A 25,695-nucleotide genomic window follows, 5' to 3' on the forward strand; every position below is an offset into this window, starting at 1 on the left:
CGGAATCCGGGCCTGCTCTCAGTCCGCCCTTGGGCCCGCTCTCAGTCCTGTTTGTACCCGCGCAGCAGGAACCACGCGACCAGGATGGATCCCACGACGCCGACGACGATGACGGTGCGCAGCAGCGCTCCCGGTCCTTGGTCCTTGGAAGTGGCGGCAAGCACGGTGGTGAGGCCAGTCATATCGGGCATGTCTCCACGCTAGCCCCCCGCCGGGCAGGGCCTAAGGTGGGGTCCGCCAGGGGACGGGCACGACCGAAGCGGTACGGCGAACAGTCCGCACGAGGGGGACCAATGAGCGACAGCCACACGCACGGGACCGGCGACGGGAGCGGCGCCGGAGAGGGACGTGAGCACGCGCCCAGCCGCGAGAGGCGGCGGTTTCCGGGCATTTCCTCGCGCGCGTACGAACATCCGGCGGACCGCTCGGCGCTGGTCGCGCTGCGCAAGCTGACCGGCTTCGACACCGTCTTCAAGGCGCTGAGCGGGCTGCTGCCCGAGCGCAGTCTGCGGCTGCTCTACCTGTCCGATTCGGTGCGGGTGAGCGACCGGCAGTTCGCCCACCTCCACGACATGCTGCGGGACGCCTGCTACATCCTCGACCTGGAGCAGGTCCCGGCGATGTACGTCACCCAGGACCCGAAGCCGAACGCGATGTGCATCGGCATGGACACGCCGATCATCGTGCTGACCACCGGGCTGGTGGAGCTGCTCGACGAGGAGGAGATGCGGGCGGTCATCGGCCATGAGGTGGGCCACGCGCTGTCGGGGCACTCCGTCTACCGGACCATACTGCTCTTCCTGACCAACCTCGCGCTGAAGGTCGCCTGGATCCCGCTCGGCAATGTGGCGGTGCTGGCCCTGGTGACGGCGCTGCGCGAGTGGTTCCGCAAGTCGGAGCTGTCGGCGGACCGGGCGGGGCTGCTGGTCGGACAGGATCTGCGGGCCTCGATGCGCGGGCTGATGAAGCTCGCCGGTGGCCACCATCTGCACGAGATGAACGTGGACGCCTTCCTGGAGCAGGCCGAGGAGTACGAGAGCAGCGGCGACATGCGGGACTCCGTGCTCAAGATCCTCAACATGCTGCCGCGCAGCCACCCGTTCACCACCGTGCGCGCCGCCGAGCTGAAGAAGTGGGCCGCGAGCCGCGACTTCCAACGGCTCATGGACGGCCACTACCCGCGCCGCGAGGAGGACAAGGACACCTCGGTCAGCGACTCCTTCCGGGAGTCGGCGAACCACTACGCGGAGTCGGTCCGCGTCAGCAAGGACCCGCTGGTCGCGTTCGTACGGGACGTGGCGGGCGGCGCCGGGGACCTGGGCAGCAAGCTGCGCGACCGGTTCGCGGGCGGCGGCACCGGCAGGCAGGGCGGGGACACCACCGAGGGCGCACCCCCGCGGGACGCCCAGGGCGGCGAGGACGGCAGGGACGGCCAAGAGGGCGGGGAGGGCCGGGAGGGCCGGGAGGGCCGGGACGGTTCCGCGGGGGACGGGCCGGGCTAGGAGCCGGGCTGCGTGCCCGGGGAGAGCACGCCGCACAGGGAGACCGGGGTGCGGCCCGGGGCGTACGGGTCGGTGCCGACCGGGGAGTCGTTCCGGACGCTCTGCCCGGCCACCAGCGGCCGCAGGTAGCCGGAGGCGTTCGCGGCGCACGCCTGCGGGCCCGCCAGCACGGAGCTGTGCACCAGCTCCACCCGGTGGTCGCGCAGATCCCCGCGGTCGAAGCGGAACCGGGTCTCCCGGCGGACCGTGTACAGCGAGGCGTGGTCCGGGGCCCGCTCGTGGGCGCGCTGGACCGCGTAGACGAAGACGTGGTCGGCGCTGACCTCCAGCGTCGAGGGCGTGCGCTCGACGACCGTCAGGGTCCCGCGCACCCGCACGGGCGCGTTGGCCAGCGTGACCTCACCCGGGTTGAAGCGGGTCAGCCAGCCGGTGGCCGCATGGCGGCCGTCGTCGACGGGGTGCTCGAAGCTCTGGTCGAACTGGATCTGCTGGGCGGGGTCGAGCAGCAGCCGCACCGCCTGCACCGGGCCGCCGGTGAGCACGCCCGGATCGAGGGTGGACCTCACCACGTAGTCCTTGGCCGTGGTGAGCGCCGCCAGCACCTGGCTCTCGGAGAAGCCCTGGGTGCGCCGGACGGCGGGCAGGGTGACCCCCTCGGCGCCGGTACGGAACGCGGCGGCCGGGCTCTCCCGGAACAGCTCCACGGGCCGCCCGCCGGGCACCTCACCGCGCGGCGAGAGCGGCACCACGCTGCTGCGCAGCGGCTCGACGGCCTGCGGCGCGGGTGCCTGGTAGGGGTGGCGTACGCCCATGTAGACGGCCGCGGCGAAGGCGAAGGCGATCAGCAGGACGAGAACGACGGCCTGCCGCGACGCCCCGGCGCGCGCCCAGGCGTGGCGGCTGCGCACCGCGCGGGAGTGATCGTCCATGCGCTCCTGGGCGGAGAACTCCTGGAGCCGGGCAGCACGAACGAACGACTCGTCGAACACGACGGAGCGGTACTCGTCCTCACCACCTCCCGGGACGCCCTCTGGTGTCCCCTCGGGAGGGTCTCCACGCCCGGTCATACCTCAAGAGTAGGTCGCCGGGGGCAGCGGTAAACGCGGTGGTACTCCACAACTTCACGCACGGTGCGGAGGAAACGCCGCATAGGGCGCGACGTGCTACGGGGATGCGGCACGGGATGTGACGGACGCCGCTGTCACGGGGAGCGCGGTACGACGGAGGCGGGCGGCACCTCGCGCTCGGCCGAGGTGGACGGTGCGCTGCCCGGCCGCCCCGCGGGCGTGCCGTCGACCCCGCTGGTGGCGGGCGGCGGGGCCGGGTCCTGGCGGTTGCCCGAGCCGCCCCGGTAGACCGCCGTGAAGGCCAGCGCGACCACCCCGATGCCCATCAGGACGGCCAGCAGCCACGCCACCGGGCGGTGCCAGCGGGCATGGCCGCGATAGGGCCGCCCGGCGCTCCCGTAGCGCCCGTACGGGCCGTAGGCGCCGTCCAGCTCCCGGCCGGGGCCGAAGCGGCCGTCCGGGTCGGCATAGTCGTCGTACGGGCCGTCACCGAATTCGCCGTCGCCCTCCGGGCCGTACGCGTCGTCGAACAGCTCGTCCTCGGGGGACGCCCCGGCTCGGCTGCGGCGGGACGCCTCGGCGTCGGCACGCGCCTGCGCGGCGGCCAGCATCCGTTCGATGGCGGTGGGTTCATGGATGACGGCGGACCGTACGAAGTCCTCGTCGAAGACCACGGTGGCGAACTCGTCGTTCGCCTCTCCGTGGCTGCGCTCGTCGGGCTCGTCGCCGTCCGGGAACGGCTTGCCCCCCACGTCGTCCGGCACCCATTCAGAGTAGACCGGACGGGTCAATTTGGGCAGGGCGAAATGGTATTCGGGGGAAGATCCACCCGTTGACCTCCGGGTTCGACCAGCCCCCGAAAGGGTGACTCAGCGGGTGTGTCCGTCGCCGGTGACGATGTACTTGGTCGACGTCAGCTCCGGCAGTCCCATCGGCCCCCGGGCGTGGAGCTTCTGGGTGGAGATGCCGATCTCGGCGCCGAAGCCGAACTGGCTGCCGTCCGTGAAACGCGTGGACGCGTTCACGGCGACCGTCGTGGAGTCCACCAATTGGGTGAAGCGGCGGGCGGCCGCCTGTGACGTCGTGACGATGGCCTCGGTGTGACCGGAGGACCACAGACCGATGTGGGCCACCGCGGCCTCCAGGGAGTCCACGACCGCCGCGGCGATGTCGTACGACAGGTACTCGGTCTCCCAGTCCTCCATCGCCGCCGGGACGACCGTGGCCTTCGACCCCTCGGCCTCGGCCAGCGCCAGCACCCGCTCGTCGGCGTGCACCGTGACACCGGCCGCCGCCAGCGCGTCCAGGGCGCGCGGCAGGAACTCCGCGGCGATGTCCTGGTGCACCAGCAGCGTCTCCGCCGCGTTGCACACACTGGGGCGCTGGGCCTTGGAATTCACGAGGATGTCCACGGCCATGTCGAGATCGGCCTGGGCGTCCACGTACACATGGCAGTTGCCGGTGCCGGTCTCGATGACCGGAACCGTCGACTCCTCGACCACCGTACGGATGAGCGAGGCGCCGCCCCGCGGAATCAGCACATCCACCAGGCCGCGGGCGCGCATCAGCTCGCGCACCGACTCCCGGCTCTCCCCCGGCACCAGCTGAATGGCGTCCGCGGGCAGCCCGGCGCCGCCGACGGCGTCGCGCAACACCTTCACCAGCGCGCTGTTCGAGTGGTACGCCGAGGAAGAGCCGCGCAGCAGGACGGCGTTGCCCGACTTCAGGCACAGCGCGGCGGCGTCCACGGTGACGTTCGGACGGGCCTCGTAGATGATGCCGACGACACCCAGCGGGACGCGCACCTGGCGCAGGTCGATGCCGTTGGGCAGCGTCGAGCCCCGCACCACCTCGCCGACCGGGTCGGGCAGCGCGACCACGTCGCGGACATCGGCGGCGATGGCCCGCACCCGCTCAGGGGTGAGGGTCAGCCGGTCGACGATCGCCTCGCTGGTGCCCGCCTCGCGGGCCCGCTCCACGTCGACGGCGTTGGCCTCGACGATCTCCTTCGTCCGCACCTCCAGCGCGTCGGCCATCGCCAGCAGCGCGTCATCCTTGAGGGCACGCGGCAGCGGGGCGAGGTCGACGGCCGCGGCGCGCGCCCGATAGGCGGTCTGGAGGACCGGGGACTTCGGCCAGGGGTCGGTGAGCGGCGACGTGGGTGCGCTGGTCATGCACGCAGCCTACTGAGCCGAGCGGGGCCACCCCTCCGGTATTCCGCTCTTCGAGATGGCTTTCTCACATCTCGAAGCACTCGAAGCACTCCCGAAGCGCTCTCGAGGCACTCAGAACGGGTGCACACCCACCGGGGAGGCCGGTGGCGGCCCGTATCCCTCCGCGATGCGCTGGTGATACGTCTCACGGTCGATGACCTCCAGCCCCACGATCTCCCACGGCGGCAGGTTGGCCGTGGAGCGGTGCTCGCCCCACAGCCGCAGCGCCACCGCCGCCGCGTCGTGCAGATCGCGCGCCTCCTCCCAGTAACGGATCTCGGCGTGATCGTTGGCGTAGCGGCTGGTCAGCAGGAAGGGGTGGTCATGGGCCAGCTGCTCCAGGGCACGCCTGACCTCCCGCAGCGGCGCCTCGGTACCCGAGACGCTCAGGGTGATGTGCCACAGCCGGGACACCTCGACACGTCGCGTGCCATGCGCCGTCGCGTCTTCCGTCCCGGCATCGCCCGGCCCGGCGCCGTTCGCGCCGACACCGTTCAACCCGACACTGGTCAGGGTGCGCTCCGCCGCCCCTCGGGGCGGCGCCCCCGGGCGCCCTCGTCTCACCGGCGGCCTCCTGTAGCTCGCTGCTCCGCTCACGCGCGGGCGGAGCACTGTGGCGGTGGTGCGTGTACCTCCACCGCGGGCCCGCTGCCCGCGCGACCCCGTTGAACAAAGTTGACCAGTCCTCGCGCGGCCGCGGGGCGTTTTTGCGGAAGGTAAGCCCCCTTTTTTCGGGGGCTCGGCTCGTCTCCGGGGCGCGAAGGCGGCCCCGGCGGAGTGTCATCCGTGGTGGTGGAGCACCACCAGGTCGTCCCGGTGCACGACCTCGCGCTCGTACGCGGGGCCCAGGTCGCGGGCGAGGTCGCGGGTCGAGCGGCCGATCAGCCGGGGGATCTCCTTGGCGTCGAAGTTCACCAGGCCGCGGGCCACCGCGCGGCCCTCGGTGTCGCGCAGCTCGACCGGGTCCCCGGCGGTGAACTCGCCCTCCACCGCCGCGATCCCCGCGGGCAGCAGCGACGTACGGCGCTCCACGACGGCCCGCACCGCCCCGTCGTCCAGGGTGAGCGCGCCGCGGGGCTCCGAGGCGTGGGCGAGCCACAGCAGGCGGTTGGCCGAGCGGCGGCCGGTGCGGTGGAAGTACGTACCCGTGTGGCGGCCCAGCAGGGCGTCCCCGGCGTGGCTGGCGGAGGTGAGCACCACGGGGACCCCGGCCGCGGCGGCGATCCGGGCCGCCTCGACCTTGGTGACCATGCCGCCGGTGCCGACCCCGGCTCGGCCCGCGCTGCCGATCGTGACCCCGGCGAGGTCCTGGGGGCCCTTGACCTCGTCGATCCGCGAGGTGCCGGGGGTCCTGGGGTCGCCGTCGTAGAGCCCGTCCACGTCGGAGAGCAGCACCAGCAGATCGGCCCGTACGAGATGGGCGACCAGGGCCGCGAGCCGGTCGTTGTCCCCGAACCGGATCTCGTCGGTGGCCACGGTGTCGTTCTCGTTGACGATCGGCAGGGCGCCCATGGCCAGCAGCTGGTCCAGGGTCCGGGTGGCATTGCGGTAGTGGGCGCGGCGGCTGGTGTCGTCCGTGGTGAGCAGCACCTGGCCGACCCGGCGCCCGTAGCGCGCGAAGGAGGCGGTGTAGCGGGCCACCAGCAGGCCCTGGCCGACGCTCGCGGCGGCCTGCTGGCGGGCGAGGTCGCGGGGGCGCCGGTCCAGCCCCAGGGGGGCGAGTCCGGCGGCGATGGCCCCGGAGGAGACCAGGACTATCTCCTTGCCGTCCCCGGCCCCGCCCACGTCCTGGCCGAGCACCTTCGCGAGCACGTCGACGAGCGCGTCAACCCGGTCCGCGTCCAGCCCCCCTGCCGCGGTGGTGAGGGAGGACGAACCGACCTTGACCACGATCCTGCGGGCCGCGGCCACCTCGTCCCGTACCGCCGACCCGTCCTGCTTCGCCACGCCTCTCCCCTGCTCATCCCGGGATGGTCCCGGCTCTCACGCGCACCTCGCGGAACGCGTGTCCCGCACACTCACATCATGACAAGGGGGCAATCTACGTGAGGCGGACCCCGGCTCACCCGGCCTTTTCGTGGCGCCGTGAAGCCCCGGCGGATCGTTTGGGCCCGTTTCGGGGCGGTTGGCGCCTGCGCGGATTGTCACCGGGCCAGACGGCGGCATACGGTCAGGGGTCCCCCCACTCGTCCACCGCCCTCCCGCCAGGAGCCCATCCCGTGCCCTCTGCCGGATTCGCCCCACGCCGGGTCGTACAGCTCACGGCGTTGCTCGCCATGGTGGTGTTCTTCACCACACAGCTCGTCGGCGCCGTGCTTCCGAACGTACCGCTCTTCATCGCCGCCTCGGCGTGCGGCCTCGCCCTCGATCTTTTCCTCCAGCACAAGCAGCCCGGTCTGCTGTCGCTGCTGGGCAAGGTCCGCTTCGACATCACGGTGCGCCAGCTGTTCCGCGACATGCTCATCATGGTCGGGCTGCTGCGGATCGAGGGAATCAATCCACTGCACGAGCAGGCACCGCTGACCGTGGGGCTGCTGCTCTTCTACGTGGTGCACTTCGCCTGCCAGGCCGCGGCCATAATGGTGCGCCGCACGCGGCAGCTGCCGTTCGTCACGCGCAACATCGACGCCTCGGCGCTGCGGCTGAGCGAGGCCCCGCCGCGGCTGTTCGCCCGCCAGCACGGCCGCCGGATGCTGCGGCTCGCGGCCCCGGCCACCGCCGGACTGCTGCTGACGGCCGGTACCAAGAACGGCGTCTGGGGGGCCGTCGGCCTCTCGATCGCCCTGCTGATCGGCATCGCCGGAACCGTCCACCTGGCCACCTGGCTGCTGCCGCGCAAGCGGGTGGCGAACGAGGCGAAGGCCCTGGAGTGGCTCGACACCTGGCTGGCCGAGTACCAGCCGACCGTCGGCATGTACTTCTCCGGCGGCACCAGCTCCGCGTACCAGGCGAACATGTGGCTCTCCACGCTCGCCGCGCTCGACGGCAACCCCATCATCGTGCTGCGCGAGCGGTTCATGGTGCAGAAGATCGACGCGACGGACATCCCGATCGTCTGCCTCCCCAAGGTCGCCCACCTGATGCGCATCGAGCACTCGACGCTCAAGGTGATGCTGCACCCGGCCAACTCGGGCAAGACCTCGCAGGTGCTGCGCATCCCCTCGATCAAGCACGCGTTCATCAACCACGGGGAGAGCGACAAGCTCTCCAGCTGCAACCCGTACGCCAAGGCGTACGACGAGGTGTGGGTCGCGGGCCCGGCCGCGCGCGACCGCTACCAGCTCGCCGACATCGGCGTCGAGGACAAGGACGTCGTGGAGGTCGGCCGCCCGCAGCTGACGCCGATCCGCCCCTACGCGGGCGTCCCCACCGGTGAGTACACCAGCGTGCTGTACGCGCCGACCTGGGAGGGCTGGGACGGCAACCCCGGCAACACCTCGGTCATCCTGGCCGGTGAGAACATCGTCCGCGAGCTGCTCGCCGACCCCAAGGTGCGGCTGCTGTACAAGCCGCACCCGATGACCGGCTCCGTCGACCGGCGGGCGGGCCGCGCCAACGACCGCATCAAGGCGATGATCGCCGAGGCGAACGCCAAGCGCGGCGGGGCCCGGCCGCCCGCCGAGGCCGCGGCCGAGCTGAACCGGCGCGCCGAGGAGCTGAACCAGCTCACCAGCACGTCCTTCCGCCGCAGCGCGGACGAGATCGAGCGCATGAAGCTCCAGGGCACCCCGGACAACAACCGCGCCGCGGGCGTGGCCGCGGCCACCGCCGCCTGGGAGAGCGCCTACTGGCTGTCGCTGCCGGACTGGGAGCACCAGGTCGTCACCGGCCCGCGGCCCGCGATCTTCACCTGCTTCAACCAGGCCGACGTGCTGATCAGCGATGTGTCGAGCGTCGTCTCGGACTACCTGACGAGCGAGAAGCCGTACGCGGTGGCGAACACCAGCGGGCTGACCGAGGAGGAGTTCCGGGCGAACTTCCCGACGGTGCGCGCCGCCACGATCCTCACGCCCGAGGCGTCGGAGGTTCCGGAGCTGCTGGAGGCCGTCCGCGACCCCGAGCAGGACACCCTCGCGGCCGCCCGCGCCGAGCTGAAGGTGCACCTGCTCGGCCCGTCCGACCCGCCGTCCCTGGTCCGCTTCGACCAGGCCGCCCAGACGCTCTGCCAGAAGGCCGACGAGCGGCGGGCGCGGATGGCGACGCGGCTGGCCGACGAGATCCCGGCGCAGCGGGAGGCCCGGGACGCGGCCGAGGAGGCGGAACTGGAGGCCGGACCGTCGGAGCCGGAGGAGACGGCGACGGTCTGACGACGACGGCGTCGCAGCACGCGTAAGGGCCCGGGAGCATCGCTCCCGGGCCCTTTCCCGTCGTACCGTCCGTCGCGGCCGAGGAGGGCCGTCAGGGGCGCGTGACGGGGGGCCTGCAGCCCCCGCCCCGGCCCCGGGACACCCCCTAGAACGGCTTGAACGACTCGTACTCCTCCTCCGCGCCGTCCCGCTCCGCGTCCCGGTCGCGGCGCCGCTGCGCCGCCGGGCGGGGGGCCTCGAAGCGGTGGTCCTCACCACGGCGGCCCAGCATCTCGGCACCCGCCGCGAGCGTCGGCTCCCAGTCGAAGACGACCGCGTTCTCCTCGGGGCCGATGACGACCTCGTCGCCCGCCTGGGCACCCGCCTTCACCAGCTCCTCCTCGACGCCGAGGCGGTTCAGCCGGTCGGCGAGGTAGCCGACGGCCTCGTCGTTGTTGAAGTCGGTCTGGTGGACCCAGCGTTCCGGCTTCTCGCCGACGATGCGGTAGAAGCCGTCCTCGACGACGACCTTGAAGCCCGCGTCGTCCACGGCCTTCGGGCGGATGACGATCCTGGTCGCCTCGTCCTTCGGCTTGGCCGCCCGCGCCTTCCCGACGATGTCCGCGAGGGCGAACGACAGCTCCTTGAGGCCGAGGTGGGCGATGGCCGACACCTCGAAGACCTGGTAGCCGCGGGCCTCCAGGTCCGGCCGGATGATGTCAGAGAGGTCCTTGCCGTCGGGGATGTCGACCTTGTTGAGGACGACGAGCCGGGGCCGGTCCTCCAGACCGCCGTACTCGGCGAGTTCGGCCTCGATGACGTCGAGGTCGGTCAGCGGGTCCCGCTCGGACTCCAGGGCGGCGGTGTCCAGCACGTGCACCAGCACCGAGCAGCGCTCGACATGGCGCAGGAACTCCAGGCCGAGGCCCTTGCCCTGGCTGGCGCCGGGGATCAGACCGGGCACGTCCGCGATGGTGTAGACGGTCGAACCGGCGGTCACCACGCCGAGGTTGGGCACCAGGGTGGTGAAGGGGTAGTCGGCGATCTTCGGCTTGGCGGCCGAGAGCACCGAGATCAGCGACGACTTGCCGGCGCTCGGGTAGCCGACGAGCGCCACGTCCGCGACGGTCTTCAGCTCCAGGACGACGTCCCCGGCGTGGCCGGGCTCGCCCAGCAGCGCGAAGCCGGGGGCCTTGCGGCGGGCCGAGGCGAGGGCCGCGTTGCCGAGGCCGCCGCGGCCGCCCTGGGCGGCGATGAAGGTGGTGCCCTCGCCGATCAGGTCGGCGAGCACGTTGCCCCGCTTGTCGAGGACGACGGTGCCGTCCGGGACCGGCAGGATCAAGTCGCTGCCGTCCTTGCCGGAGCGGTGGCCGCCCTCGCCGGGCTTGCCGTTGGTGGCCTTGCGGTGCGGGCTGTGGTGGTACTCGAGCAGCGTGGTGACCGACTGGTCGACGACCAGGATCACATCGCCGCCCCGGCCACCGTTTCCGCCGTCCGGGCCGCCGAGCGGCTTGAACTTCTCGCGGTGCACGGAGGCGCAGCCGTGGCCTCCGTTACCCGCGGCGACGTGCAGCTCGACGCGGTCCACGAAGGTGGTCATGACGGGTGCCTCCAGTTACGTACGGGGTAGGTGTGCGTCGTTACCTGGGTAACGCGCCGAGGGCGGACCCGCTTCCCCGTCACGGGAAAGAGCGGTCCGCCCTCGGAAAGGTGTGTGGCGTCGTGCCGGAGCCGGAATTACTGGGCGACCGGAACGATGTTCACGACCTTGCGGCCACGGTGGGTGCCGAACTGCACCGCACCGGCGGCCAGCGCGAACAGCGTGTCGTCGCCGCCGCGGCCGACGCCCGTGCCCGGGTGGAAGTGCGTGCCGCGCTGGCGGACCAGGATCTCACCCGCGTTGACGGCCTGGCCGCCGAAGCGCTTGACTCCGAGCCGCTGGGCATTGGAGTCGCGACCGTTCCGAGTGGACGATGCGCCCTTCTTGTGTGCCATGTCTCCTCAGTCCCTTACTTCGCAGCCTGGTCGATGCCGGTGATCTTCAGCGCGGTGTGCAGCTGGCGGTGGCCGATCCGCTTCCGGTAACCGGTCTTGTTCTTGTACTTCAGGATGTCGATCTTGGCACCCTTGTGGTGGTCAACGACCTCGGCGTGAACCTTCACACCGGCCAGGACCCACGGATCGCTGGTGACGGCATCGCCGTCGACAACGAGCAGAGTCGAGAGCTCGACGGTGTCGCCGACCTTGCTGGTTCCGATGCGGTCGACCTCGATGACATCGCCCACGGCTACCTTCTGCTGGCGGCCGCCGGTGCGCACGATTGCGTACACGCGGTTCTCACTCTCTCGCTAGTAAACGGGACCTCTGATGCCAGCCGCTCCACATGACCCCATGAAGGTCATGACAACCGAGTGATTCCTCGCGGTGAGCGTGGTTCAGCATCGGCCGAGCGGCCTCTCCCGCGGAACGGGAGGGATGTGCTCAGGGGCTTGGCGTACAAACGCCGAGGGTCAAGGCTACCAGAGCCGGGAGGGCACCTACGCACGTGCGTAGGTGCCCTCCCGGCTCTCGTGACGTCCGGCTCAGTCGTCGGCTGCGGCCGAGACCGACTGCGGCGTCTGCTGCTCCGCCGCCGCGGTCTTCTTCGACGCCGTCTTCTTCGTGGTCGTCTTCTTGGCCGTCGTCGTCTTCTTCGCGGTGGTCTTCTTCGCCGCCGTCGTCGTCTTCTTGACCGCGGTCTTCTTCGCCGCGGTCTTCTTGGCGGCCGTCTTCTTCGCCGGCGCCTTCTTGGCCGTCTTACGGGCCGTCTTCTTCGCCGGGACCTCGGCCTCGCCGTCCTCCGCTACGGCCTCGCCGTCGGCGGAAGCCGCCACCGGCTCGTCGGCCTCCTCGGGCGTCGCCTCCTGGGCGGGAGCGCTGACGACCACCACGGCGGCGTCGTCGGCACCCGTGGGCGAGCCCGCGGGAGCGGACACCTTACGGGTCGCCCGGCGGCGCGTACGCGGCGCGGGAGCGGCCTCCGGCTCAGCGGCCGGAACGGCGGCCTCGGGCTCGGCGGCGGGAGCGGCGGCCTCGGGCGCCTCGGCGGGCACCTCCGGCTTCGGCTCGTCCGCCACGACGACCACGGCCTCCGGCTGCTCGGCGCTCTTCGGGGCGCCCGCCGGGGCGGACACCTTGCGCGTCGCCCGGCGCCGGGAACGCCCACGGCCCGCGGCGGCCTCGGCCTCCGCGGCGCTGCTGTACAGCTCCTCGTCGGCCGCGAAGGCGGGCTCCGGCAGCGCCTTCGGCTCCGCGACCTCCGCCGCGACCTCCTCGGCGCCCTCGGTGACCGTCTCGGCCTCGGCCGCGGAGGTCTCCTCCGGCGCGGGCGCCTGCTGGCCGCCCTTCTTCTTCTTGCGCTTGCCGCCGCCACCGCCGCCGGCCACCGTCGGCTGTTCCATGTGGACGATCACGCCGCGGCCGTTGCAGTGGACGCAGGACTCGGAGAACGACTCCAGCAGGCCCTGGCCGACCCGCTTACGGGTCATCTGGACCAGGCCGAGCGAGGTGACCTCCGCCACCTGGTGCTTCGTACGGTCGCGGCCCAGGCACTCCAGCAGCCGCCGCAGCACCAGATCGCGGTTGGACTCCAGCACCATGTCGATGAAGTCGATCACGATGATGCCGCCGAGGTCGCGCAGCCGCAGCTGGCGCACGATCTCCTCGGCCGCCTCCAGGTTGTTCCTGGTGACCGTCTCCTCCAGGTTGCCGCCCTGGCCGGTGAACTTGCCGGTGTTGACGTCGACCACGACCATCGCCTCGGTCCGGTCGATCACCAGGGAACCGCCGCTGGGCAGCCAGACCTTGCGGTCCAGCGCCTTCATCAGCTGCTCGTCGATCCGGTACGTGGCGAAGACGTCGACGTCCGAGTTCCACTTCTGGAGCCGGTCGGCGAGGTCGGGCGCGACGTGCGAGACATAGCCGTGGATGGTCTGCCAGGCGTCCTCACCGCTCACGATGACCTTGGAGAAGTCCTCGTTGAAGATGTCGCGGACGACCCGGACGGTCATGTCCGGCTCCCCGTAGAGGAGCGTCGGAGCGTTGCCGCTCTTCGCCTTCTTCTTGATCTCTTCCCACTGCGCCTGCAGCCGCTGGACGTCACGGGCCAGCTCGTCCTCGCTCGCGCCCTCCGCGGCGGTGCGGACGATCACGCCCGCGTCCTCGGGGACGATCTTCTTGAGGATCTGCTTCAGCCGGGCGCGCTCGGTGTCGGGCAGCTTGCGGCTGATCCCCGTCATGGAGCCCTCGGGGACGTACACCAGGTAGCGGCCGGGCAGGGAGACCTGGCTGGTCAGCCGGGCGCCCTTGTGGCCGATCGGGTCCTTGGTGACCTGGACGAGCACGGACTGCCCGGACTTCAGGGCGGTCTCGATGCGGCGCGGCCCGTTGGAGAGCCCCAGCGCCTCGAAGTTGACCTCGCCCGCGTACAGCACGGCGTTGCGGCCCTTGCCGATGTCGACGAAGGCGGCCTCCATCGACGGCAGCACGTTCTGGACCTTGCCCAGGTAGACGTTGCCGACGTAGCTGGTGGCCTGCTCCTTGTTGACGAAGTGCTCGACGAGGACGTTGTCCTCCAGCACGCCGATCTGGGTGCGCTCGCCGTTCTGCCGGACGACCATCACCCGCTCGACCGCCTCGCGGCGGGCCAGGAACTCGGCCTCGGTGATGATCGGCACCCGGCGGCGGCCCTGCTCACGGCCCTCGCGGCGGCGCTGCTTCTTCGCCTCCAGACGCGTCGACCCCTTGATCGACTGCACCTCGTCGGAGCTGGTGTCTTCCTTCTTGCGGGGCTCGCGGACCTTGACGACCGTACGCTCCGGGTCGTCACCGCCCGACTCGCCCTCGCCGGCGTCCCCGCTGCGACGGCGACGGCGACGGCGGCGACGGCTGCTGCTGGAACCGCCACCGGAGGACTCACCGGCGTCGGCGTCCTCCTCGTCGGCGGCGCCCTGCTCGTCACCGGTCTCGCCCTCGGACTGCGCCTCGTCCTCGTAAGCCGCGCCGTCCTCGCCCTCGGAACGGCCCTCGCCGCCCTCGGCGTCGGCGGCCTCGCCCCGGCGGCGGCGACGGCCACCCCGGCGACGGCGGCGGGACGGGCGGTCGCCCGACTCCTCGTCGCCCTGCTCACGGTCGGCCTGACGGCCGTCCTGCTCGGCCTCCTCGGCGGCAGCGGGCTCCTCGGCCTCCGCCGGGCGCTGCTCCTCGACGGGCTCGCCCCGGCGGCGCCGACGGCGGCGGCCACCCGCGGCGGGGGCCACCGGCTCGGGGGCCGCGGCCTTGTCCTGCTGCTCGGTCTCCTCCGGCTCGTCCGCCTCGTCGGCCTCTTCCAGGGCGGACGCGGCGGCCTCGGCGGCGGCGCTCTCCGGGGTCTGGAAGACCGGCTCGGTGAAGACCGGAGCCTGGAAGACCGCTGTCGGCGGGCGCACGGCCCGGCGGCGGGAACCACGCGGCGCGGGCTCCGGCTCGGCCTCGGGCTCGGCGGCCTCGGCGGCGGCCTGCTGCTCGGGCTGTTCCTCGGCCGCGGCCGTCTTGCGCGCGGTACGGCGGCGGGAACGGGCGCGCGGCGCCTCCTCCGTGCTCTCCTCCGCGGCGGGGGCCTCGGGCGTCGCCTCGGCGGCTTCGGCGGCAGGCTGCTCGGTGGCCTCGGCCTCGGCGGCCGCCGTCTTACGGGTCGCGCGGCGGCGGGTACGCGGCGCCGGAGCGGCATCCGCGGGGGCCTCGGCCTCGGCGGCAGCGGGCTCGGCCGGAGCCGTCTCCTCGGCCACGGCCTCGGCGGTCGCCTTACGGGCGGCACGGCGGCGCGTACGGGCACGGGGCGCCTCGTCGGCCGGGGCGTCGGCTGCGACTGCTGCTGGGGCGGTGTCCTCGTCGCCACTGCCACCAGCGGCCGCCGCAGACGACGCGTCCACGTCGGCGGGCTCCGCCTGCGGGTCGCCACCCTCCGGGGCGGCGGTCTTGCGCGTCGCCCGGCGGCGGGTACGGGCAGGCGGGGCGGGCTCGGCGGCGGCCTCCGCGGGCTCGGCCGATTCCGCGGGCGCGGCGGACTCCTCCACCGGCACCACCGTCTCGGCGGCCTGCGGCGCACCGGCCGGGGCGGTCGCCTTGCGGGTGGCCCGACGGCGCGAACGGGCGGGCGGAGCGGGCTCGGCGGCGGGCTCCGGCTCGGCGGCCGCGATCTCGGCGGGCTCGGCGGCACGCGGGGCGGCGTCCGCCGGAACCACGGTCTCCGCGGCCTCCGGCGCACCCGCCGGAGCGGTGGTCTTACGCGTCGCCCGGCGACGCGAACGGGCGGGCGGAGCGGCGGAGCCGTCGCTGTCGGAGACGGCGGACGCCTCCGCGGCGGCCATGGCGGCGCCCGCGGCGATCGACTCGGCCGGTATGGCCGGTACGGCGGGCGTGGTCACCTCGGCGGCACGCACGGTGCCCACCGGCGGACCGGCGGGCCGGGAGGCCGCACGGCGGCGGCGCGGCGGCAGGGTGTCGCTGGGTGAGGTCGGATCCCCGGAAGCGGCGGCGCTCGGCGCGGCTTGTCCCTGGGGCTGGATAGGTTCGGTCGGCTCAATGGGCTCGAGCATGCGGGCGGTTCTCCCGTCACGCTCCCGGGCGCCGCGCCTGCTTCCGGCCGAACCTCACGCGCTGCGCGGGTTCCGCCGTCCGGGGCGCGGGCGCCGCACGGGAGCTGTCGTATCGCTCGCCGGGCCGGTTTTCAGGGCCGGGACCGGCGAAAGTCTCCTGGTCAGTGCGCCTGCCGGACCCGGGTGGCTCCCAAGTGCCTGGGCGGCGCATCGACGGCGGTCCTTACGCGGAACCTTCCGGCGCCGCCATCGCGGCGGTCAGCTCGGCGGCCGTGGGTGGGGCGGCCTGAACTGCCTCGCGATCGGGCGCGAGCGGGTCGGTCACCGTGCCGGACTCCTCATCGAGCAGCCCCTGCGCCAGCCTGGTCACCGCTGCGGGGACCGGCGGCGCCAGGTCGGCCGTGGCGCGGAGACCGGACAGGACGTCGTCGGGTCGCACGGCAGGTGTCAGATGCCGTACTACCAGCCGCAGTATCGCACAGCCATCGTCGCCTGGCCTATCGCCCCGACCTGCGTCCGCTTCCAGGCGGGCCACCGCGGCGCGGGCGTCGAAGGTGCGCATGCCGTTTTTCGTCCGGCGCTCGACCTCGACCGTCTCGGCCTCCAGGAAGGCGGCCACGGCCCGCTGGGCCTCCGCCGGGTCGACCCGGTCGAGCCGGATCTCCCATACGGACGCCTGGAGCCGGTCGGCGAGCCCGGAGGTGCGGGCCTCGACGGCGTCGGTGACGTCGAGCCCGGTGGGCAGCGACTCGTTGAGCAGCGCGCGCAGCTTCTCGGGGTCCCGCACCTCGGTGAGCTGGATCTCCAGGTACTCGGCCTCACTGCCGGTGCCGGTGGGTGCGGCATTGGCGTACGACACCTTGGGGTGCGGGGTGAAGCCCGCCGAGTACGCCATGGGCACCTCGGCGCGGCGCAGCGCCCGCTCGAAGGCGCGCTGGAAGTCGCGGTGGCTGGTGAACCGGAGGCGGCCGCGCTTGGTGTAACGCAAACGGATGCGCTGCACCGCGGGTGCGGGCGGCGGGCCTTCGGGCTGTCGCTTGCCCAGGGGACTGCTCCTTGTGCTTCTTCGCTTGTCGCGCACGGGCCTGTGCGGCCCGTGCGCCTTCCAGCGTACTTTGTGACCGGCCGGTTGCCCGAGGGCTACTTCACGACCGACAGCGGGAGGAGCTTGCGGCCGGTGGGGCCGATCTGGATGGACGTGTCCATCTGCGGACAGACGCCGCAGTCGAAGCACGGGGTCCAGCGGCAGTCCTCGACCTCGGTCTCGTCGAGCGAGTCCTGCCAGTCCTCCCACAGCCAGTCCTTGTCGAGACCGGAGTCGAGGTGGTCCCAGGGCAGGACCTCCTCGTAGGTGCGCTCGCGGGTGGTGTACCAGTCGACGTCCAGCCCGAAGTCGGGCAGGGCGCGCTCGGCGCACTCCATCCAGCGGTCGTACGAGAAGTGCTCGCGCCAGCCGTCGAAGCGGCCGCCGTCCTCGTAGACGGCACGGATGACCGAGCCCACCCGGCGGTCGCCACGGGAGAGCAGGCCCTCGACGATGCCGGGCTTGCCGTCGTGGTAGCGGAAGCCGATCGAGCGGCCGTACTTCTTGTCGCCGCGGATCCGCTCGCGCAGCTTCTCCAGCCGTGCGTCCGTCTCCTCGGAGCTGAGCTGCGGCGCCCACTGGAACGGGGTGTGCGGCTTGGGGACGAAACCGCCGATCGAGACGGTGCAGCGGATGTCGTTCTTACCGGACACCTCGCGGCCCTTGGCGATCACCTTGGTCGCCATCTCGGCGATCTGGAGCACGTCCTCGTCGGTCTCGGTCGGCAGACCGCACATGAAGTACAGCTTCACCTGCCGCCAGCCGTTGCCGTACGCGGTGGACACCGTACGGATGAGGTCCTCTTCCGAGACCATCTTGTTGATGACCTTACGGATGCGCTCGGAGCCGCCCTCGGGGGCGAACGTGAGGCCCGAGCGGCGGCCGTTGCGGGTCAGCTCGTTGGCCAGGTCGATGTTGAACGCGTCCACCCGGGTCGACGGGAGGGACAGACCGATCTTGTCTTCCTCGTACCGGTCGGCGAGGCCCTTGGCGATGTCGCCGATCTCGGTGTGGTCGGCGGAGGAGAGCGACAGCAGGCCGACCTCCTCGAAACCGGTGCTCTTGAGCCCCTTGTCGACCATGTCGCCGATGCCGGTGATGGAGCGCTCGCGCACCGGGCGGGTGATCATGCCCGCCTGGCAGAAGCGGCAGCCGCGGGTGCAGCCGCGGAAGATCTCCACCGACATCCGCTCGTGCACGGTCTCGGCGAGCGGCACGAGCGGCTGCTTCGGGTACGGCCACTCGTCGAGGTCCATGACGGTGTGCTTGGAGACGCGCCACGGCACGCCCGAGCGGTTCGGTACGACGCGGGAGATCCGGCCGTCGGCCAGGTACTCCACGTCGTAGAACTTCGGCACGTAGATGCTGCCGGTGCGGGCGAGGCGGAAGAGCAGCTCGTCCCGGCCGCCCGGACGGTCCTCGGCCTTCCAGGCGCGGATGATCTCGGTCATCTCCAGCACGGCCTGCTCGCCGTCGCCGATCACCGCGCAGTCAATGAAGTCCGCGATCGGCTCCGGGTTGAACGCGGCGTGGCCGCCCGCGACGACCACCGGGTGGTCGACGGTGCGGTCGGCGGCGTCCAGCGGGATGCCCGCGAGATCGAGCGCGGTGAGCAGGTTGGTGTAGCCCAGCTCGGTCGAGAAGGAGACGCCGAAGACGTCGAAGGCGCTCACGGGGCGGTGCGCGTCCACGGTGAACTGCGGCACCTGGTGCTCGCGCATCAGCTCTTCGAGGTCCGGCCAGACGCTGTACGTGCGCTCGGCGAGCACGCCCTCGCGCTCGTTGAGCACCTCGTAGAGGATCATTACGCCCTGGTTGGGCAGCCCGACCTCGTAGGCGTCCGGGTACATGAGCGCCCAGCGGACGTCGCAGGAGTCCCACGGTTTGACCGTGGAGTTGAGCTCGCCGCCCACGTACTGGATCGGCTTCTGCACATGGGGGAGCAGGGCCTCAAGCTGTGGGAAGACCGACTCGACAGACATCAGTAACCTTCGTGCGCGGACAGGGGTGACCCTCTAGCGTACCGGTCCCGCCCGGGCCGCTACGCCACGGTCAGCTCTCCAGCGCCGCCCGGTGCTCCCGGCGGGAGACCTCGGCCCACAGACCGGGCAGTTCGCGCTCGCGGGCGGCCGCGCGGGACTCCTCACGGCCGTAGAGCAGGCCGATGGTGAAGGTGGACTCCCCCGCCGCGTGCGCCTGGATGGCCAGCTCGCGCAGTGCCTCCCGCGCGACCACGCTGTCCTGGTGGTCGCCGAGCAGTTCCTGCACCTCGGTCATGAGCCCCGCGAACGCCTTCGCGGGCGCGCCGAGCGCCGGGCGGGCGGCCTCGGCGGCGTAGCGGGCCCGCTTGGCGTCCTTGCGGGCCTCGTGCAGGACGACGTCGCGCTCGGGCCCCGAGGGGGCGTCCAGGACCGGCTCCAGGCGGTCCGCGAGCCGTTCGTAGTCGCGCAGCACGGCCTTGCGGATCACCTCGGCGGCCGGACGGTCGGCGGCCCCGCGCAGCGGCGGGGCGGCCAGGAGCGCGTCGAGGGTGTCGAGCAGCGCGAGATAGCGCTCGCCGTCGAGCACGCCGATCAGCCGGTCGCGCGAGCCGGTGCGGCTCTTGTGCGACCAGATCTCCAGCCGGGCGGCGACGGGACCGAGCCGCAGTTCGACGGGGACCTCGCCGAGCCGTTCGCCGATGCGCGCGGTGAGCACTTCGCGGTCCCGGTCGATGCCCAACTCGGCGGCCAGCCACTTCAGCTCGGCGCCGATGGGGTCGGTGACGGTGCGGTCCAGCACCTTGCGGTACGAGCGGAAGGCGCTGCGCAGCCGCCGGGTGGCGACCCGCATGCGGTGCACGGAGTCGGGGGTGTCCAGGCGCACGGCGGGGTCGAGGGTGACGATCGCGGTGATCTGGCGGCGTACGTAGTCCAGGACGATGTCACCGGCGGTGGCCTTGGCCGCGGCCTTCTTCTTGCCGGGCTTCTTGGTGAGCTTCTTGCCGGACTTCTTGCCGCCGCGCCGCGGGTCGGTTTCGGCCAGGGCCCGGGCGAGCTTGGAGGGGAGATCGGCACGGCGCAGCCCGGCGTCCGTCAGACGCGGTTCCAGGGCGTCGAGCAGCGCGGGGTCGCCGCCCTCGGCCAGTTCCACCTCGACCTCGGTCCAGCCCACCGGATCGCCGGGGGCCGGGGCCAGGCGGCGCGCGGTGACCCGGTCGGCGGACAGCTCGGCGAGCAACGTGCCCTCGCCGTCCACGAGGTGGCTGACGTTCCGCTCCGACAGCAGGTGGACCAGCGGCACGAGGCCGGTGCCGCGGATGCGGGAGCGTACGAGGCCCGCGAGGTGGGCGGGCAGCACGTCCGAGAGCGGGGCCCGGATCTCGTCGCGCACGTCCGGACCCACCGGCAGCTTGAGGTGCCATCCGGCGTCGTCGCCCCCGGTGCGGCGGCGCAGGGTGACGCCGTCGGCGGCGAGCCGCTGCCCGGGGGTGTCGTAGTACGTGGCGTCGAGCGTGACCATGCCCTGGTCCCTGACCTGCGCGATTCCGGCGACCCCGGCCAGCTCGGGGAGGCCGCCGGTCGCGGCGCCGTCATCGGTGGTCTCGTACTTGCGTTCGATCTCCCGCATGATGTCCACCATGACGTGAATGTAGTCGCCCGGGAGGCCCAGCGGGAGTCCCTGGAGTCCGGATCAGGCCGATACGGGCCTTTGCACCCGGATGGACTGGAGCAGCCCGATCCCGATCCATACGGCGAACATCGACGAGCCGCCGTAGGAGACGAACGGCAGTGGCAGACCGGCCACCGGCATGATGCCCAGCGTCATGCCGATGTTCTCGAACGACTGGAACGCGAACCAGGCGATGATCCCGGCCGCGACGACCGTCCCGTACAGCTCCGTGGTGCCCCGGGCGATCCGGCAGGCGCGCCACAGGACGACGCCCAGCAGCACGATGATCAGACCCGCGCCGAGGAAGCCCAGCTCCTCCCCCGCGACCGAGAAGACGAAGTCCGTCTGCTGCTCGGGCACGAACTGGCCGGTGGTCTGGGTGCCGTGGAAGAGCCCCTTGCCGGTGAGACCGCCCGAGCCGATCGCGATGCGCGCCTGGTTGGTGTTGTAGCCGACGCCCGCCGGGTCCAGGGCGGGGTTGGCGAAGGCGGCGAAGCGGTCGATCTGGTACTGGTCGAGGATGTGCAGCTGCCAGATCAGCAGCGCACCGACCACCGCGGTGGCGATCAGCCCGGCGATCCAGCGGTTGGACGCGCCGGAGGAGAGGAGCACCGCGAGCACGATCACCGCCATGACCATCACCGAGCCGAGGTCCGGCATCAGCATCACGATCGCGATGGGCAGCGCGGCCAGGCCGAGTGCCTGGACGACGGTGCGGTGGTCGGGAGTGAGCCGGTCGCCCGCGTCCACGCGCGCGGACAGCAGCATCGCCATGCCCAGGATGATCGTGATCTTGGCGAACTCGCCGGGCTGGAGGGAGAACCCGCCGCCGACCACGATCCAGGCGTGCGCGCCGTTGATGGTCGAGCCCAGCGGGGTCAGCACGGCGAGGACGAGGATGACCGACAGGCCGTACAGCACGGGCACCGCGCCGCGCAGGGTGCGGTGGCCGAGCCAGATGGTGCCGATCATCAGCAGCAGCCCGATGCCGGTGTTCAGGGCGTGCCGGACCAGGAAGTAGTACGGGTCGCCCTGGTTCAGCTCGGTGCGGTTGCGGGTCGCCGAGTACACCAGGAGGGTGCCGATGGCGGACAGGGCGAGGCAGCTGACGAGCAGCACCCAGTCCAGACGGCGCACGAGCGAGTCGCGCGCCATGAGCTTGCGCCAGGTGCCGCGCTCGGGGGTGAAACGGGGGACGGAGTAGCCGTGGGTCGACGCGCTCACTGCTGCGCACCTCCCCGCCGCCTGGTGTCGCCCAGCAGGGAGAGCGGCTTGCCCACCGGCTGGGACTCGATCGAGCCGTCGGAGGAGATCTTGGGCAGGTCGGCCTGCGGCTTGGGCAGCAGCGCCTTCTTCTCGTTGATCTTGCCCTTGCCGTCGACCCCGTACAGCGCGTTGTAGATCTTGCGCACGGCCGGGCCGGAGGCGCCGGAGCCGGTGCCGCCCTGCGAGATCGTCATGACGACCGAGTAGTCCTTGGTGTACGTCGCGAACCACGAGGTGGTCTGCTTGCCGTAGACCTCGGCGGTACCGGTCTTGGCGTGCATCGGGATCTTGTCCTGCGGCCAGCCCTGGAACCGCCAGGCGGCGGTGCCCCGGGTGGCGACGCCCGCGAGCGCCTGGTCGATCTGGTCGCGCGTCTGGCCCTTCATCGGCAGCTTGCCGTGGGACTTGGGCTTGATCTCCTGGATGTGCTTGCCGTCCGGGCTGACGATCGCCTTGCCGACGGTCGGGTCGTAGAGCGTGCCGCCGTTGCTGATCGCCGCGTAGATGGTGGCCATCTGCATCGGGGTGACGAGGGTGTCGCCCTGGCCGATCGAGTAGTTGACGGAGTCACCGGCGCGCATCTTCATGCCTTCGAGGCAGTTCTCGTAGGAAAGCCGCTGGGTGTAGCTTCCGTTCTTCTTGCCGTTCTTGCACCAGGCGTCCTTGTTGGCCTTCCAGAAGTCCTTCTTCCACTGGCGGTCCGGGACCCGGCCGCTGACCTCGTTGGGAAGGTCGACGCCGGTCTTCTTGCCCAGGCCGAACTGGTGGGCGGTCTTGTAGAACCAGTCCCCCGGGTTCTTCTTGGGCTTGTTGCCGCCGTCCTTCTTCCACTCGTCGTAGGCGAGGCGGTAGAAGACGGTGTCGCAGGAGACCTCCAGCGCGCGGCCGAGGCTGATCCCGCCGAAGTTCTCGGACTCGAAGTTCTTGAAGACCTGGCTGCCGATGTTGAACGAGCTGGTGCAGGGGTAGGGCCCGCCGAAGTCGTACCCGGCGTTGACCGCGGCGGTCGTCGGGATCACCTTGAAGATCGAGCCGGGGGCCGCCTGGCCCTGGATCGCCCGGTTCAGGAGCGGGTAGTTGCTGTCCTTGCCGGTGAGCTTCTTGTAGTCCTTGCCGGAGATACCGCCGACCCACGCGTTGGGGTCGTACGACGGGTTGGACGCCATCGCCACCACGCGGCCGGTCTTGGCCTCCATGACCACGACGGAGCCCGAGTCCGCCTTGTACTTCGTGCCGGTGTTCCGGTCGTACTGCTTACGGGCGTCCTGCATCGCCTGGTCCAGCTCCTTCTCCGCGACCGCCTGGACGCGTGAGTCGAGGCTGGTGACGACGTTGTCGCCGGGCCGGGCCCGCTGGCTCTCCCGCTGACCGATGACGCGGCCGAGGTTGTCGACCTCGTAGCGGGTCACACCCGCCTTGCCGCGCAGCTTGCTGTCGTACTCGCTCTCCAGCCCGTTGGAGCCGACCTGGTCGGAGCGGAGCAGCGGCGACTTGGTGTGCTCGGCCTTCTTGATCTGCTCGTCGGTGACCGGCGAGAGGTAGCCGAGCACCTGGGCGGCGTTGGAACCGGCCGGGGCGGCGTAGCGGCGCACGGCGGTGGGCTCGGCGCTGATCCCGGGGAAGTCCTCTTCGCGCTCGCGGATCTGGAGCGCCTGCTTGGCGCTGGCCTCGTCGGTGATCGGGATGGGCTGGTACGGGGAGCCGTTCCAGCAGGGCTGCGGGGTCTCGGCGTCGCACAGCCGGACCTTGTCCTTGACGTCCTTGGCCTTCAGGTGGAGGACGTCCGCGAGCCGGGTGAGGACGGCCTCGCCGTCGTCGGGCTCCTTCATCAGCGCGGTGCGGCTGGCGGAGACGACGAGCCGGGTCTCGTTGTCGGCGATGGGCACCCCGCGGGCGTCCAGTATCGAACCGCGGACCGCCGGGTGGACGACCTGCTGGACGTGGTTGTTGGCGGCCTTCTCGGTGTATTCGTCGCCGTTGCGGATCTGCAGGTACCAGAGACGTCCGCCGAGGGTGAGCAGGAGCGAGAAGACGATGATCTGGATGGCGACGAGGCGGACGGTGACCCGGGGAGTCCGTCCGGTCTCCGGGATATTGCTCATGGCGCTCCGTCGAGGGTGGAGGCGGGAGACGGGAGGGCGGGGCTCACAGCGGGGCGCGCGGCGGTACTCACAGGCGCTTGACCCCCTTGAGCTTGACGCGGCCATCCTTCGTCCGGCCGGACCGCTTCGTCGCCTTCGACAGCAGGCTGCCGCCCAGGCCGCCGCCGAGGCCACCGCCCAGACCGCCGAACCGGGCGGCGCGGCCGGTGCGGCGGAACCGGCTCATCCGGCCCGCTCGGACGCTGCCCGCCGAGGTGATCCAGCGGGTGCCGCTCTCGGCGCCGGTGCCGCCGGAGCTGTCGGCCATCCGGTCGTTCTCCCCGCGTCTGGCCAGCCCCATGATCAGCGGCACCGCGAAGGGCGCCAGCAGCAGGTCGTAGACGGCGGCCGTGAACAGCAGTTGGCCCAGGCCCACATGGCGGGCCGCGTCGTCGCCGACGAGGATGCCGACCCCCGCGTACAGCAGCGTGGCGCCGATGGCCGCCGCGACGACCACCACCATCGGCCCGGTGGCCGACCGGAGCTGGCCGCTCTCGGGCTTCGCGAGCCCCGCCAGATAGCCGATGACGCACAGCACCAGGGCATAGCGCCCGGCGGCGTGATCGGCGGGCGGGGCGAGGTCGGCGAGCAGACCGGCGCCGAAGCCGACCAGCGCGCCGCCGGTGTGGCCGTAGACCAGCGCGAGGCCGAGGACGACGAGCAGCAGCAGATCGGGTACGGCGCCGGGCAGTTGGAGGCGGGCGAGGACGCAGATCTGGACGACGAGCGCGACGACGACGAGCACGGTGGACAGGAGGACACGGTTGAGGCGCAGCATCGGTCAGCTCCTGTTGGCCGGGTTCGTGGCGGTGGCGGAGGGGGTGGCCGTGACGGTGACCGTGGGCGCCGGCTTGGGCTTCGCGGGCTTGGGCGGCAGCACCGTGTCGCGCGGGTTGGAGCGCGGCGGCTGGACGACCACGCCGACGATGTCCAGCCTGCTGAAGCGGACGTAGGGGCGCACCTGAAGGGTGCGGGTGAGGTCGCCGCCGGTGGGGTCGACGCGGACCACCTTGCCGACCGGCACGCCGGGCACGAACGGCTTGTCGGCCTGGGAGCCGAAGGTGACGAGCCGGTCGCCCTTCTTGATCTTGGCCTTGCCGTTGAGGAGCTGGACGTGCAGGGAGCGGTCGCCGCGGCCGGTGGCGAAGCCCAGCTCGCTGGACTTCTCCATCCGGGTGCCGACGGTGAAGTCGGGGTCGATGGCGAGCAGCACGGTGGAGGTGGAGGGGCCGACCGTGGTGACCCGGCCGACGAGTCCGTCGCCGTTGATGACGGTCTGGTCGCGCTGGATGCCGTCGTCGCTGCCGACGTCGAGGGTGACGGTCCAGGAGAAGCCCTGGGAGGCGCCGATGCCGATGACCTCGGCGCCCTTGATGCCGTACTGACCGGTGCCCGCGACCCGGCGCAGCTTGTCGAGTTCGACGGTACGGGCGCGGTTGCGGTCGTCGCTGCCGAGCCGCTGCCTGAGTCTGGTGTTCTCCTGCTCCAGCTGACTGATGCGGTCGTGTCGCGCATCGGAGTCCCGGACGGCGGCAACGGCGTTGCCGACGGGATCGACGGCGCTCGCGACGCCGTCCTCCACCGGGCCGAAGGCGGAAGCGGCGGCCTGACGGGCGCCGTCGAGGGGCGAGTCCTCGCCGCCGCGGATGTCCACCGTGATCAGTGCGAACGCGATGGCGATCAGCAGCACCAGGAGCAGCCGGCTCTCTCGTGTGTCCCTCACGTGCGGCGACGTGCCTTCCTCGTCGAAGTCGGACCGGTCCCGATCTCGTTGTGGCCGTCCGGTCCTTAAGGAGCCTTATGCCTGTATATCAGCGGATCCGCCGATGCGCCGTACGGGCGACACACCGCCCGCACGGCCGATCCGCCTG

19 protein-coding genes are annotated in these 25,695 nt (G+C 71.9%); 2 read left to right on the plus strand and 17 right to left on the minus strand.

Annotated features, from left to right (window positions below; all coding sequences use genetic code 11):
• Nucleotides 1-41: 41 nt before the first annotated feature.
• Nucleotides 42-191, minus strand: a complete 150-nt coding sequence (locus ACZ59A_RS04895; protein WP_468050173.1) for a hypothetical protein — start codon at nt 189-191, stop codon at nt 42-44.
• A 102-nt stretch (nt 192-293) separates the two neighbouring features.
• On the opposite strand from ACZ59A_RS04895, the gene ACZ59A_RS04900 reads away from it, so the two are divergent.
• Entirely contained in the window at nt 294-1,502 is a 1,209-nt protein-coding gene (locus ACZ59A_RS04900) for a M48 family metallopeptidase (RefSeq protein WP_470953541.1), read from the plus strand.
• Here ACZ59A_RS04900 and ACZ59A_RS04905 read toward each other — a convergent pair.
• From ACZ59A_RS04905 to proB, 5 genes are all read right to left on the minus strand, one after another.
• Nucleotides 1,499-2,569: an SCO2583 family membrane protein gene (locus ACZ59A_RS04905; protein WP_470953544.1), complete on the minus strand. Its 1,071-nt coding sequence runs from the start codon at nt 2,567-2,569 to the stop codon at nt 1,499-1,501. The two genes, ACZ59A_RS04900 and ACZ59A_RS04905, sit on opposite strands and share 4 nt — an antisense overlap.
• 134 nt (nt 2,570-2,703) lie before the next feature.
• Nucleotides 2,704-3,333: an SCO2584 family spore wall biosynthesis protein gene (locus ACZ59A_RS04910; protein ID WP_470953547.1), complete on the minus strand. Its 630-nt coding sequence runs from the start codon at nt 3,331-3,333 to the stop codon at nt 2,704-2,706.
• Between the two features lie 105 nt (nt 3,334-3,438).
• Complete coding sequence (locus ACZ59A_RS04915) at nt 3,439-4,743, minus strand: glutamate-5-semialdehyde dehydrogenase (protein WP_470953550.1); 1,305 nt, start codon at nt 4,741-4,743, stop codon at nt 3,439-3,441.
• Nucleotides 4,744-4,854: 111 nt separating this feature from the next.
• Nucleotides 4,855-5,346: a hypothetical protein gene (locus ACZ59A_RS04920; RefSeq protein WP_470953552.1), complete on the minus strand. Its 492-nt coding sequence runs from the start codon at nt 5,344-5,346 to the stop codon at nt 4,855-4,857.
• A 216-nt stretch (nt 5,347-5,562) separates the two neighbouring features.
• Complete coding sequence (proB, locus tag ACZ59A_RS04925) at nt 5,563-6,693, minus strand: glutamate 5-kinase (protein WP_468050167.1); 1,131 nt, start codon at nt 6,691-6,693, stop codon at nt 5,563-5,565.
• A gap of 308 nt (nt 6,694-7,001) precedes the next feature.
• Between proB and ACZ59A_RS04930 the strand changes: the two genes are divergently transcribed.
• Nucleotides 7,002-9,089 carry a hypothetical protein gene (locus ACZ59A_RS04930; RefSeq protein WP_470953555.1) on the plus strand — a complete coding sequence of 696 codons (2,088 nt, stop codon included), beginning with the start codon at nt 7,002-7,004 and terminating at the stop codon, nt 9,087-9,089.
• Between the two features lie 145 nt (nt 9,090-9,234).
• On the opposite strand, the gene obgE is transcribed toward ACZ59A_RS04930, so the two are convergent.
• The 11 genes from obgE to mreC all read right to left on the minus strand — a co-directional run bounded on the left by obgE (nt 9,235) and on the right by mreC (nt 25,547).
• Nucleotides 9,235-10,668 carry a GTPase ObgE gene (gene obgE / locus ACZ59A_RS04935; RefSeq protein WP_470953558.1) on the minus strand — a complete coding sequence of 478 codons (1,434 nt, stop codon included), beginning with the start codon at nt 10,666-10,668 and terminating at the stop codon, nt 9,235-9,237.
• Between the two features lie 137 nt (nt 10,669-10,805).
• The gene (gene rpmA, locus ACZ59A_RS04940) at nt 10,806-11,063 is read right to left on the minus strand and encodes a 50S ribosomal protein L27 (protein WP_470953561.1); all 258 of its coding nucleotides are present in this window, start codon (nt 11,061-11,063) and stop codon (nt 10,806-10,808) included.
• 14 nt (nt 11,064-11,077) lie between these two features.
• Nucleotides 11,078-11,398, minus strand: coding sequence for a 50S ribosomal protein L21 (rplU, locus tag ACZ59A_RS04945; RefSeq protein ID WP_470953564.1), 321 nt, complete (start codon nt 11,396-11,398; stop codon nt 11,078-11,080).
• Between the two features lie 252 nt (nt 11,399-11,650).
• Complete coding sequence (locus ACZ59A_RS04950; protein WP_470953567.1) at nt 11,651-15,682, minus strand: Rne/Rng family ribonuclease; 4,032 nt, start codon at nt 15,680-15,682, stop codon at nt 11,651-11,653.
• A 223-nt stretch (nt 15,683-15,905) separates the two neighbouring features.
• The gene (locus ACZ59A_RS04955) at nt 15,906-16,685 is read right to left on the minus strand and encodes a TIGR03936 family radical SAM-associated protein (RefSeq protein WP_470953570.1); all 780 of its coding nucleotides are present in this window, start codon (nt 16,683-16,685) and stop codon (nt 15,906-15,908) included.
• Between the two features lie 137 nt (nt 16,686-16,822).
• On the minus strand, nt 16,823-18,748 hold the full coding sequence (locus tag ACZ59A_RS04960; RefSeq protein ID WP_470953573.1) for a TIGR03960 family B12-binding radical SAM protein: 1,926 nt from the start codon (nt 18,746-18,748) through the stop codon (nt 16,823-16,825).
• Between the two features lie 70 nt (nt 18,749-18,818).
• A complete protein-coding gene (locus ACZ59A_RS04965) occupies nt 18,819-20,387 on the minus strand; it encodes a CYTH and CHAD domain-containing protein (RefSeq protein ID WP_470953576.1) in 1,569 nt (522 codons plus the stop codon).
• Between the two features lie 51 nt (nt 20,388-20,438).
• Nucleotides 20,439-21,572 carry a rod shape-determining protein RodA gene (rodA, locus tag ACZ59A_RS04970; RefSeq protein ID WP_468050166.1) on the minus strand — a complete coding sequence of 378 codons (1,134 nt, stop codon included), beginning with the start codon at nt 21,570-21,572 and terminating at the stop codon, nt 20,439-20,441.
• A gap of 65 nt (nt 21,573-21,637) precedes the next feature.
• Nucleotides 21,638-23,785, minus strand: a complete 2,148-nt coding sequence (gene mrdA, locus ACZ59A_RS04975; RefSeq protein WP_470953578.1) for a penicillin-binding protein 2 — start codon at nt 23,783-23,785, stop codon at nt 21,638-21,640.
• 67 nt (nt 23,786-23,852) lie between these two features.
• Nucleotides 23,853-24,599, minus strand: a complete 747-nt coding sequence (gene mreD, locus ACZ59A_RS04980) for a rod shape-determining protein MreD (protein WP_470954648.1) — start codon at nt 24,597-24,599, stop codon at nt 23,853-23,855.
• Nucleotides 24,600-24,605: 6 nt separating this feature from the next.
• Entirely contained in the window at nt 24,606-25,547 is a 942-nt protein-coding gene (gene mreC / locus ACZ59A_RS04985; protein WP_470953581.1) for a rod shape-determining protein MreC, read from the minus strand.
• Nucleotides 25,548-25,695 lie beyond the last annotated feature (148 nt).

It is taken from the genome of Streptomyces sp. NPDC040405 (assembly GCF_055595765.1).